Raw genomic sequence first — 12198 nt, 5'->3', positions numbered from 1 at the left:
AAAAAGTTAGGAGGATAACATAAAATGAGAATGTGGAAAAAGGTGCTGGCCGCCGGGGTTTCTGCGGTGATGATTTTTCCGGCAGCAACCGGCGCAGCTGTACATAATGGAGAAGTCCATGCGATTAAGCAAGCTTCTGAACAAGTGCCGATTACTGCGGCAGCTTCTGAAAAAAACAAAGAAGCATATAAGAAACTGAAGGAAATGAATGAACTGATTGATACGGATACGTTAGTTATCAAATACAGCAAGCCGCTGGGCAAAAGCGTTCATAAAAAAGCGGGAACAACTCTCGTCCGCTCACTGCCCCAGCTTGGCTATGATGTAGTCCGCGTACCAAAATCCAAAAAAGTAAGCGAAGCGGTGAAGGTATACCGCCAGCAAAAAGGAGTCAGTTCTATCACTCCAAGCGTGAAATACAAACAGTTTGCTGCGCAAGGTGATCCGAAGAAAAGCAAAATGCATCATTTACCAATGCTGAATATTGATAAATCCCTTAAGCTCGCCGGCAAACATAAAGTAACAGTGGCAGTGGTAGACGGAGGTGTTGATTACAAGCACCCGGATTTACAAGGACAACTGCTTCCTCCGTATAATGCAGCTAATCCGGCAAGCAATCCGATTCGCGATATGCATGGCACCCATGTAGCAGGAATTATTGCTTCTAAAGCGAACAACGGCATTGGCGGGCATGGGGTAAATCCGAATGCCAAGATCTTGCCTGTAGATGTTTTCAATGGCAAAATGTCAGCCAATGACTTTACGATCGCTGAAGGAATTTTATACGCCGTGTCCAAAGGCGCTGATGTCATTAACTTGAGTCTTGGCGGCTTTGCTTCCTCGCCTCTTGTGGAAGAAGCTGTTCGTGAAGCTATTGACAGCGGGGTGGTCGTTGTGGCAGCTGCCGGTAATGAGGCGACAGACATGTACTCCTATCCTGCCGCCTATCCTGGAGTGATCAGCGTCGGAAATATTGACCGCAATAAAAAGCTGTCTGACAGCTCTAACTTCGGTCCTTCTGTCGATGTGGTTGCACCTGGAGAAGATATCTATAACACAGGCTATGAAAAGGACGGAAAAGGCTCCAGCTTTGCCTCATTAACGGGAACATCTATGGCTGCACCAATGGTAGCCGGAGTCGCTTCTCTGTTAAAGTCCAAATATCCGCAGCTGACAGCCTATGATATTGAAAATATTCTCGAAAGAACGGCCACTGACCTGGGTGCCAAAGGGTATGATACAAAGTATGCGAACGGATTAGTCAATCCGCTGGCTGCTCTTTCCTATGATATTAAGAAACTGCCAAAACAGCCGGTATTAACAGGGGACACACTGATCCGTTCTGCCAAGCCGCTGAAGGCTGGCAAAAACACACTGAAGGGCCAGATTAAGACACCTGGAGAAACCCATTGGTTCAAAGTGGATTTAAACGAAAATGAACATGTTCAGACAATCTTAGAAGGAAGCAGTGACTACGACTACGGGATGGATTTTTACTTTATTCCTGAAGGAGCAGAGTCTGAGGAAGGCATGCTGATGGAGCATAACAAAGGCCGTGCCGGAGAGCAAGAAGGTTCTTTATTTACAGCTGAAGAAAAAGGCACACTCGTGATCGGAGTAAAAGACGTCAATGGGAATTACAACGCCTCCGGTTTATCAGCTTACACATTTACAGCCGAGAAGATTACTGGACTAAAGGCTGATCCTGATACGTCGGAGAATCCGGTAAAAATCACTTCGCTTCCTTACAAAAAAGGGGACTTTACACTGTTCCCGCAAGAGGCAGGTGCTCCGGATTACGATCATTTCACCATCGCAGTCGATGAAGCGAAAGTTGTTTCCATCTCTTTATCTGCTTTGCCTGGAGTTAATTCGGCGATGAGATTGTCGGTTGTCACTCAGGACGAAAAGGAAAGAACAGAGGAAATAGTCGCTGAAGCGGATGATCATGGCAGCAGCCAAGGAGAATCCCTTTCGTTCAAAGCGGTTCCTGGAGTAGAGTATAAGCTTGCAGTCACAAATGAGGCATTTGGCGGCATGGAAGGTATGGGCTCGCTTCTTGATATGTTGACAATGAATCCTGGAGATATGGAATTCGGTGATTATACGGCATCCGCTTATCCGTATGAGTTAAAAGTAGAAGAAAAGCAGCTTCCTGAAGATGAAGACGGCTTGCCATTTAAAGAGGACCTGGAAACAGCCCTTGAAGAAGGCAGCCTGAGTCCTGAGAAATACGCGGAAGCCAAGGCAGCCGCTGCGTTAGACGGCACGATTGATGAAGAAGAACCGTCTGAAGAAATGGACGATGCACTGACAAAAGCCATTCTGGCGAATGCAAGACCTTATACGCTTGGAAAAGAACTGTCCGGCTATTTCCAAGTAGAAGCCGATGAAGATTACTATTCTTTCACTCCGGCTCAAAACGGTGTGTATGAGTTTGATGTGCAAAAAGGTTCAAGTCAATTCCCGGTAGTGTCCATTCTCCAGCACGATAAGGAAACAGGAGAGTTAATTCCTATCTCCGGCGGAGAAGACGACATGCTTGGCTCGATTATGGCTATGCTGGGCGGCAAGCAGACGAGTCAGACGACAATCGCGCTGAAAAAAGGGGAAACTTACATTTTGCGTCTAGCAAATGAAATGTATAACATTTCAGCAGACCCTTATACGCTCCGTTCAAAGAAAGTAGCTGATACACCGAAAGAAGCGGATCAAGACCAAAGCGTTCCTGAAAAAGCCCGTGTCATGAAATCAGGAGGGGCGTATAAAAATTACTTTATTTATCCTGGAGAGACTGATTTTTATTACTTCAAAAACGGAAATAAACAGGACGTTTACCGTTTGAACATTGATCAAGCAAAATTAGCGGCAGCTGAGAAGGCTTTGCCATATGCTCTGCGCCAGCCGGCTATTTTTGCCGGAGCTTTGATTGAAGATACAAACGGCAATAAGGTAATAGATGAAGATGAGCAGCTAAAGGCCATTCCATTCGGTCCTAACCTGTTTGAATTATCGTTTGAGACAACAGCTAACTTGTCCTTTATGGCGAAAAAAGACACTGGTTATTTCTTGGCCGTCAGCTCGCTGATGTCTATGAAGCCAAGCCTGCAGCCATACGAAGTAAAGCTGGCTGATATGAAGGATGCATTGAAAGACGGCGATGGAAAAGTTGTGAATCATGTTCCGCAAAAGCCGCTTTCTTTGAAGAAGATTGACGGCCAGCTCGGAGCCAGAGGGTACATTAACGCCGGCGTTCCGTTTGGCGATGTCGATCACTTTGCCTTAAATGTAACGAAGGATAGACAGTTCTCATTAAAGCTTGAAATGGAGCCGGGACTTGATGGCAAAATTGAAATTTACAATGCCAAAGGCGCCCTTGTTCGCAGCTTTGACCATTATGGAAGCGGCGATGAAGAGCTGGCGGTTATCCAATTGAAAAAGGGAAAATATTTCATTGAAATCAGTGAAATCGAAGGCCGTGCCTCAGCGCAGCCATATAAGCTGACTGTGAGATAAGCTCAAGCAAACAAATCGCCCAAAGCGAGGGATCTTTCCTGCGCTCTGGGCGATTTTTTATGTAAGCAGATCAAAGAGAAAAGCGAGTGTATTAATGAGTCGCTTGTTCCGCAAAACAAAAAGGGCTGAAGGAAACCCCAATGGAAATCGAGTTTGCCTTCAGCCTGAACAGCGGTCTTCTTCTTTTTTTTATGATAATATGCCCATGATCAGAAATTTCAGCCGTTCTGTTTTCGACAGCTTCTGGAACGGTGCTTTTTTGATGGCTGTATAATCTGCCGGTGTGATAAAAGCGCCTTTCTCTATCACTAGCTCATCAGGGTTAGCGACTACTTTTTCGCCGGCTTTTAAGCCGCTTTTAATTTCCTGAATGCCATCAACGGCGAGCCCTTTTTTAACGGTTCTTTTTTCAATTTTTCCCTTCTTATTTAACACAAAGACATACGTTTTGCTGCCGGATTTCATCAGCGTAGAAACGGGAACAGTCACAGCCTGCAATGCTTCTTTCGTGACAACCGTTACGTTTGCTTTCATGCCTGGAAGGAGTTGATCTGCTGCTTCATCCATATTGCTTTTATCAAGCTGGGCAGTGAACGGATACAGGCTCTTTCTTTTCACAGAAGGTTCTTGCTCGGGAAACCTTTCAATGGAAGAAATTTCACCGTGAAAGGTAACTGGCAGCGGATCGACAGAAGCGTGGATAGCCAATCCTTCCTTCACCCGATTCATTTGCTGTTCATTAAAGACGCCTTGGATCGCTGCTTCCGGTGAACGGATGGTGATAATAGGATTGTTCAGCTCAGAGTTCAGCTTCTTGACAATTCCTTCTTTTTCACTTCTGACGACAAGGTTGCTTTTTTTAGATTCAGCTTGTGAAATAAGCGTCTCATATTTGCGAATCTCTTCTTCCAGTTTTTCCTTTTCGGTTTCTTGATCGATAATGTCCTTTTCAACCGTTACTTTGGCGGCACTGTCTTTTTTAGTGTCTTTTTCATTATCCCTGTCTTTTTCTTCTCTTTCCAGTTTGTTCAAAATGGAGTTTAATTTAGAAATTTGCCCGTCAATAAGCTGGATCTGCTTTTCTGTTTGTGTTTTCTCTGCTTCTAATTCTTTAATTTCCTGTTCGATGCCTAATGATGAATATTCGAATAGCGGGGTGCCCGCATCCACCTTCTGGCCTTTTTCTACGAGGAACTTCAAAAAGGTTCCTTCGTTTTTATCAAAATAAACCGGGTATTCATCAGCCGGGGTGATCACACCGGTTGTCTGGAAGGTTTCAACCACATCATCTTTTGCTGACTGATTCCACTCCGCAAGCCACTGTGACCGGTCGGCTTTGCTGTCTTCTTTAAAGGTTAAATAAAGGTTGCCGGCAACAATCAGCGCACTTGCTGTTAGCCAGACTGATTTCTTTACTTGTTTCATTTATTCTGCCGTCTCCTTCGTTATTAAAATAAGCGGTCAACTTGGATGGATGTAAATAGGGTAGAAAAGATCCAGAGTGCAAGTGTTATCACCAAGATTAATATGAGTACAAATTTCGGGCTTCTTTCGGTGCCTTGCTTTAGAAATTTATATTGCAGACTGATCGCCCAAGCTTGGAAAAGAGTAATGAAGCTGAAAAAGCTCGTTACTAATTCATTTTTTGTTGCATACTGGGCAAGTACGCCAAGTGAAAAGGGAGAAGAGTCTCTCGGAATAGCAAGCGTTACATTTAACAGAATTAATAAACAGAATTCTATTAAATAAATAACGTAAACGAATGATTGCAAGACAAGTAATTTACGAAAATCCACTTCTAAAAAAACCCAAAATAAAAGCGCAGGCAGAAACAAAATAATTAGCGGATATAGCAAGCCCCAAATGGCGCTTCCCATCGCAAACCATAATTTTTGTCCCTGAATGTCCGCGTTGCTTCCGGCTGCAAAATAGGCAGATACAGGTTCCGAGTGGATGCCTAGCAAGCCGCTTAAACCGTATAGAGCTGTGCTGATGATTATTAATAGAGAAAGGCGACTCCATAGTCCTTTAATTTGTTCCGCATGGTTCAGCTGATAGAAATGATTGCTTGGCTGAAACAGCCCTTTAATTAGCTGCACACGATAAACCATCTAGAATCCTCCAATGAAGTAATATAAATTGACATCTTTTCTTATTATATACAACTCCCTGTCTCTATACCAATATAATCTAACAAAATTTGATAAGAAGCGAGCCGTTTTGAGGAGGCAATAAATGAAGAAAAAAGCAGGGGAATGTAACAAATCAGTAAAATAACCAAGAGGAATATAGAGCGTTTTATGAAGTTAAAATGCGACAAAATCCTTGTAAAACAGGCAAATTGCCGTTTTTTGAGGAAGAAGATAATTGTCAGAAAATTACGCCCTTTGAAATATGTGTGTAAAGAAACAAACATGCTAGTGTAATAGTCTCGTTATAATTACATGATAGAATGAAGCACATGTTACGGAAAAAACGAGGAGGTCTTTCATTCGTGAAGAAAGCTATTATGTCTTTAGTTGTTGCTTGCGTACTATTCAGCGCGTCTGCTGTAGATGCAGCGTCAGCTAGTCACACAGTACAACGAGGAGATACATTATGGAGCATTGCACGAGAGTATAAGACAACTGTGAATCAACTGAAGCAATGGAATAACTTAAAATCAGAAAACATTAAAGTTGGCCAAAAATTGGTCCTTCAAAATACAAACGCACCATCCGGCAACAAACCGGCACCAAGCAAGCCAGAAGCAGTTAAATCTGCTAAAGTGCTGACAGTGAAAGCAACAGCTTATACCGCTTCCTGCAAAGGCTGCTCCGGTATTACAGCGACCGGCATTAACTTAAAGAAAAACCCGAACGCAAAAGTGATCGCGGTTGATCCAAAAGTCATTCCGCTCGGAACAAAAGTTTATGTAGAAGGATACGGCGAGGCAGTAGCCGGCGATAAAGGCGGCGCCATTAAAGGCAAGAAGATTGACGTTCATGTTCCTACGAAAAAGCATGCCACTCGCTGGGGTGTAAAAACAGTAAAAGTAGAGATTTTGAAATAAATAGATTATAAGAGAAGGAAACCCGCAAACAGTCGGGTTTCCTTTTTTATTTTGCTTTTGAATAAGGTCTGCTGCTTTCCATTCCAGGCGCTTCGCTTTCCGCGGGGCGGGCGGTGAGCCTCCTCGGCGCCCAATCGCCTGCGGGGTGTCGCCTGTCCCGCAGATCCCGCCGGAGTCTGCGCGCCTTCCATCTCAATCAACAGGGTGCATCAAAAGAGGACAGTCGTATCATCCTACCTGTTTGAAGATGGAATCATCCAACTATCCTTTATTTTGTTTTTGAATAAGGTCTGCTGCTTTCCATTCCAGGCGCTCCGCTTTCCGCGGGGCAGGCGGCGAGCCTCCTCAGCGCCCAATCGCCTGCGGGGTCTCGCCTGTCCCGCAGATCCCGCCGGAGTCTGCGCGCCTTCCATTTCAATCAACAGGGTGCATCAAAAGAGGACAGTCGTATCATCCTACCTGTTTGAAGATGGAATCATCATGCCGTCATCCAGCGGCGGAACTAGTTGCGAGAATTGTCTTATTCATTTCACTTAGATTACAGGACTTAAGAATCTGTCTTTTTGTAACACGGACGTTATATAAGACGGGAAAGCGTAATGGCTTCTTAAAAACATTACACTGCTTGGCGTGATACAATGAATTTCGTCAGCAGGTCATCGGGCGATTGACCCGGCTGTTTATATATACAAACTTTTTCCATTTGCAGTGCCACTGGACGCAAGATTTTAAAAAAGTTTCTTGCAGGCGGTTGTTTCTTATTTTCCCTTTTAATTGGAAATCTAAACTGGGAAGTTACCGCGTGTTAGAACAACAGGAGGTTTTTCTATTATGAAAAAACAAATTATTGCACTTGCAGCTACTACAGTGATCGGCGGAGGTCTATTTGGAACAGCTGCATCCGCACAAACATATACAGTACAAAGTGGAGATACATTATGGGGCATTTCTCAAAAAAATAATACAACTGTTCAACAAGTGAAGTCTTGGAACAATTTATCATCTGATTTGATTTTCCCTAATCAAAAATTAGAAGTCGGCGGAAGCTCTTCTGGTGCGGCTTCTGCAGCAACAACAAGCAGCAACGGTACATACACCGTTCAACCGGGAGATACACTATTTAAAATTGCTTCTAAGCACGGTTTATCTGTACAATCATTAAAAGCCATCAATGGTTTGTCTTCTGACAGAATTTATGCTGGTGACAAGCTTTCTCTTTCTGGATCAGTAAAAGGAGTATCAACATCAAGACCAGCGCAAGCACAAGCTCAAGAAGCGCCAGCAGCGCCTGCTCAGCAAGAACAACCAGCACAGCAAGCGCCGCAAGGAAAAACTCTTTCTGTTACAGCGACTGCTTACACAGCAGAATGTGCAGGCTGTTCCGGTGTAACAGCAACAGGTATTAACTTGAATGCTGACCGCAATGCAAAAGTCATTGCTGTAGACCCTAACGTTATTCCGCTCGGTTCAAAAGTATATGTAGAAGGTTACGGAACGGCTGTAGCCGGTGACACAGGCGGAGCAATTAAAGGAAACCGCATTGACCTGCATGTGCCGACAGAATCACAAGCGCGTGACTGGGGCCGCCGTACAGTGAATATAACAATTTTAAACTAATAAAATCAGAAAAGAGGATAGCTGAAAAGCTATCCTCTTTTTATGAATAGGCATCAGCCGATACAAAAATAACAATAGCCCATCGTCTTTTTAGCTCTTATGATGCTTGGCAGGCATTTAAAACAGCCCGTGTGAGTACGTCAGCGCCAATTTGGATCGCGCGCGGGTCGAACGACATATGAGGGTGATGCAATCCTGGTTTTAAATCAGCTCCGATTCCCATCATGGACGCTTTTAAATGCGGCCTCTTAATAGTATAGAAGTGAAAGTCATCGCTGCCCGAGGTAATAAGCGGGGCAGCCAGCATTTCCTGCCCTCCGTATTCAAGAATGCTTTGGCGAAGCAGCTCTTCCGCTTCCGCATCTACCTCTGCTCCCGGAGTTACTTTCAGCCACTCGGCTTCAATCTTTACGCCAAACAGTGAACTTAACTGTTTGATTTTCTTTTCAATAATTGCCTGCATGTCCCGCAAGACCGAATTTTTTTGCGCCCGGATATCAAGGCCGAATTTTGCAGAGCCGGGGATAATATTTAAGCTTTGGCCGCCGGCCTCTACGTGTGTCATTTTCACCGAATAAGGCTCAAAAGGAGAAAAGTGAATCAATTTCAATTGCTCATTCAAAGAAGAAAGAATGTCAATGGCGTTCGTCCCTTGATGCGGACGGGCTCCATGGGCATCATCTCCGCTGATTCTCCCCGTTAAAAAGGCAACAGCCCCATGGTGAATAGCCGGGGTGATTTTGCCGAAAGGCAGCTCTTCAATCGGCCGGAGGTGGATGCCAAATAAATAATCAGCATCATCCACTGCGCCTTTTTCTACCATTTTTAAAGCTCCGCTTCCTGTTTCTTCGGCCGGCTGAAAAATAAAGCGGACAGTGCCATTCGTTATCCGGCTTTTCAATTGCAGGATGGCTCCGATGACCATGGACATATGGGCGTCGTGGCCGCATGAATGGTTCGCTTGAAAAACACCGTCCACTTCCTGCCAAAGGGCATCTATATCCGCACGGACAGCCACCACGGGCTTTCCGCTTCCGATTTCGGCAATCAGCCCGGTGCAATCATCAAACAGGGAAACGAAAACCCCTTCCTTTTGCAGCAGGCTGGCAATGTAGGCTGTTGTTTCTTTCTCCTCCCAGCTAATCTCAGGGTGTGTATGCAGATGTTGAAAAATGTCCATTAGCCGGTCGTCTGTTTTCTTCACGAAAGGTCCTCCTTTCTTAGTTAATCGTTGCGCGCGAAACCGTTAATTCTTCCAATACAGACTCGTTAATGGCAAGGCCGAGTCCTGGTTTGTCGTTGAGGTGAACATATGGCACTTCATATTTTAGATCGCCAATATCCTTGCTGAACAGAATAGGGCCAGTCAATTCTGTGCTTTTAATATTTTTTCGGGAGATGGCTGTGTGATAGCCGGCTGCAGAACCGATGGACGATTCCACCATGGAACCGATCTGGCAATCAATTCCGGCGTATTCCGCAGCTTTCGCCATGTGGATGGCCGGGTAAATGCCGCCGCTCTTCATGAGTTTAATATTGATTTTGTCAACGGCCTCTTTTTTTACAATCTCCACTAATTGTTCGCCATTTTGAATCGATTCATCTGCCATCAGCGGAATTGTGCACTGCCGCTTCAACTGTGCCAGGCCGTCAATATCGCCAATGCGGAGCGGCTGCTCCAGCCAGGAAAGCTGAACTTCTTCAAGCTGTTTCATCGCTTGGATCGCTACATCATATTTGTGCCAGCCTTGGTTGACATCTACGCGGATCGGCACATCCAAGCCGACTGCTTCCCGAACGGCTTGGATTCTTTTCACATCCAGCTGCGGATCAGTGCCGACTTTCAGCTTTAATGATTGGAAGCCGTCTTGAATAGCGGCCAGCGCCTTTTCGGCCATCACTTCCGGTTCTTCGATGCTTAATACTTTTGGATACGTCAGTTCATCATGGCTCTTTCCGCCGATCAAGTTATATACCGGCAATCCGGCCGCTTTGCCCATCAGATCATAGCAAGCAATGTCTACGGCTGCTTTGGCGGCCGGATTGGCAATAATGGCTTGATTCATTTTATGATGAATGTGTTCAATCCGGAAGGGGTTTTCCCCCAGAACAGCAGGCAAAAGGACGCGCTTTAACACTTCGATACAGCCGTAAAAGTTTTCTGCTGTTACGTGATCATCGGGCACTGCTTCTCCCCATCCAGTGAGGCCGCTATCTGTTTCCAGCTTTATAATAATGGATGGCATGTAATGAAAGGTAGCGTAGGAAACAATGAAAGGTGTTTTTAAAGGCAAGTGGATGCCGTAAAGTTCTGCTTTTGTAATCTTCATGAAAGTTCTCTCCTTTGTAGGTATAGACTATATATTCCAGTATAAGTGAAAAAATAGGGTTGAAAAGAAGTTTTCAGCTTAGAGCTTGGATAAATATGAAACTTTTTTCATGGCTGGACCGTAAACAAGAGACAACAAGCGCAGAAAAAGGAGAGACGAAGATGACAAATGCAATGAAGTGGATAACGGGAGGTCTTGAAGCTTTCTTTGGTATTCCGATCCTTGGCGGTATGATTATTCTTGGACATGCTTGGGCGCCGCTCGGTTTCATGGCGGTTTTGCATATTATCACCTTGCTGATTGCTTTGAATGCCGGCAAAAGCTTAACGGGCAGTATTCTCGGCATTATTGCCTCAGCGATCGGCTGGATTCCGATTGTCGGGATGGTCATGCACTGGATCACCGCACTGGTTCTGATTTCAAGCGCCTTTAGAAACAAATAACGGGCGGACAAGCAAACAAGCAACGAAACAAAAAGAGACAAAATGGGACAGCTGTCCCGCTTTGTCTCTTTTTTTATTTTGGCTTAGTACAGGTTTCAGTCATAGAAAAAGTGATGAAAGGCCGCTCAGATAAAGGAATAACGATTCAAAAAGTGCTGTTTTCGCAGGCTTGAACGGGTGGCACGGCATTTGCAATAAAGAGGATGAGAAAAAATGATAGGAGGCTGTTAACCATGGAAGTGCTGCAGAACAAGGGAGTTGCATTAACACAGGACCAAGCCCGGTGGATGTACAGAAAGATGCTGGAGATCCGCGAATTCGAGGATAAAGTGCATGAACTGTTTGCGCAAGGGATTTTGCCGGGGTTCGTTCATTTGTATGCGGGCGAAGAAGCGGTAGCCGTTGGTGTATGCGCTCATTTAAATGACAAGGATACCATTACGAGCACTCATCGCGGACACGGGCATTGTATTGCAAAGGGCTGCGACCTCGATGGCATGATGGCTGAAATATACGGAAAAGCGACAGGCTTGTGCAAAGGAAAGGGCGGCTCGATGCATATCGCTGATTTAAATAAAGGCATGCTGGGGGCAAATGGCATTGTCGGCGGCGGTTTTCCGCTGGCATGCGGCTCTGCTTTAACGGCCAAATATAAAAAGACGGACAATGTCAGTGTTTGCTTCTTTGGAGATGGAGCCAACAATCACGGCACGTTTCATGAAGGGATTAATTTGGCGGCGATTTGGAATCTTCCTGTTATTTTCGTTGCTGAAAATAACGGATATGCCGAAGCGACCCCATTTGAATATGCCTCCAGCTGCAAGACGATTGCAGACCGGGCAATCGGCTACAACATTCCCGGTGTCCGTGTAGATGGAAAGAATGTGCTGGCCGTTTATAAGGCAGCGGAAGAAGCGATTCAACGGGCGCGCCGCGGAGAAGGGCCAACATTGATCGAATGCATGACCTACCGCAATTACGGACACTTTGAAGGGGATGCACAGACGTACAAAGCGGAACCTGAAAAGAAAGAACATAAGCAGGAAAAAGATGCCATTATTCGATTTAAAAAATATCTGTTAACCCAGCAGCTCTTGACGGAAAACGAGCTGGCTTCTGTAGAAGAATCGGTTATTGAAGCGATTCAGCGGGCTGTGCGGTTCAGCGAGGAAAGTCCGTATCCGAAAGAAGATGAATTACTGACAGATGTATATGTATCCTATTAATTTCTTAAAAAAGG

General features: G+C 45.0%; 9 protein-coding genes. 5 read left to right on the top strand and 4 right to left on the bottom strand.

The window, feature by feature from the left end; all coding sequences use genetic code 11:
• Positions 1-24: 24 nt before the first annotated feature.
• Positions 25-3516, top strand: coding sequence for a S8 family peptidase (locus B1A98_RS07800; protein WP_063384622.1), 3492 nt, complete (start codon positions 25-27; stop codon positions 3514-3516).
• 189 nt (positions 3517-3705) lie between these two features.
• Here the strand turns inward: B1A98_RS07800 and B1A98_RS07795 are convergent, their stop codons facing one another.
• Entirely contained in the window at positions 3706-4941 is a 1236-nt protein-coding gene (locus B1A98_RS07795) for an efflux RND transporter periplasmic adaptor subunit (RefSeq protein ID WP_063384623.1), read from the bottom strand.
• 23 nt (positions 4942-4964) lie between these two features.
• The gene (locus B1A98_RS07790) at positions 4965-5627 is read right to left on the bottom strand and encodes a hypothetical protein (protein WP_063384624.1); all 663 of its coding nucleotides are present in this window, start codon (positions 5625-5627) and stop codon (positions 4965-4967) included.
• A 383-nt stretch (positions 5628-6010) separates the two neighbouring features.
• On the opposite strand from B1A98_RS07790, the gene B1A98_RS07785 reads away from it, so the two are divergent.
• Positions 6011-6568: a 3D domain-containing protein gene (locus B1A98_RS07785; protein ID WP_063384625.1), complete on the top strand. Its 558-nt coding sequence runs from the start codon at positions 6011-6013 to the stop codon at positions 6566-6568.
• 831 nt (positions 6569-7399) lie between these two features.
• On the top strand, positions 7400-8185 hold the full coding sequence (locus B1A98_RS07770) for a LysM peptidoglycan-binding and 3D domain-containing protein (protein WP_063384628.1): 786 nt from the start codon (positions 7400-7402) through the stop codon (positions 8183-8185).
• A 97-nt stretch (positions 8186-8282) separates the two neighbouring features.
• Here the strand turns inward: B1A98_RS07770 and B1A98_RS07765 are convergent, their stop codons facing one another.
• Together B1A98_RS07765 and B1A98_RS07760 are read right to left on the bottom strand one after the other, a co-directional pair.
• Positions 8283-9365 carry a M20 peptidase aminoacylase family protein gene (locus B1A98_RS07765; RefSeq protein WP_063384866.1) on the bottom strand — a complete coding sequence of 361 codons (1083 nt, stop codon included), beginning with the start codon at positions 9363-9365 and terminating at the stop codon, positions 8283-8285.
• A gap of 40 nt (positions 9366-9405) precedes the next feature.
• Positions 9406-10515 (bottom strand): mandelate racemase/muconate lactonizing enzyme family protein, encoded by a 1110-nt coding sequence (locus B1A98_RS07760; protein ID WP_063384629.1) that lies wholly within the window; start codon positions 10513-10515, stop codon positions 9406-9408.
• Between the two features lie 161 nt (positions 10516-10676).
• Here B1A98_RS07760 and B1A98_RS07755 point away from each other — a divergent pair, with 161 nt between their 5' ends.
• Positions 10677-10958, top strand: coding sequence for a hypothetical protein (locus tag B1A98_RS07755; RefSeq protein WP_041095751.1), 282 nt, complete (start codon positions 10677-10679; stop codon positions 10956-10958).
• Between the two features lie 233 nt (positions 10959-11191).
• A complete protein-coding gene (locus B1A98_RS07750; protein WP_063384630.1) occupies positions 11192-12184 on the top strand; it encodes a thiamine pyrophosphate-dependent dehydrogenase E1 component subunit alpha in 993 nt (330 codons plus the stop codon).
• Positions 12185-12198 lie beyond the last annotated feature (14 nt).

It is taken from the genome of Pseudobacillus badius, assembly GCF_002189605.1.
In the GTDB taxonomy this organism is placed as follows: Bacteria; Bacillota; Bacilli; order Bacillales; family Domibacillaceae; genus Pseudobacillus; species Pseudobacillus badius.
The sequence above is the reverse complement of the archived record's forward strand: the minus strand, read 5'-3'. Positions and strand labels throughout refer to the sequence as shown.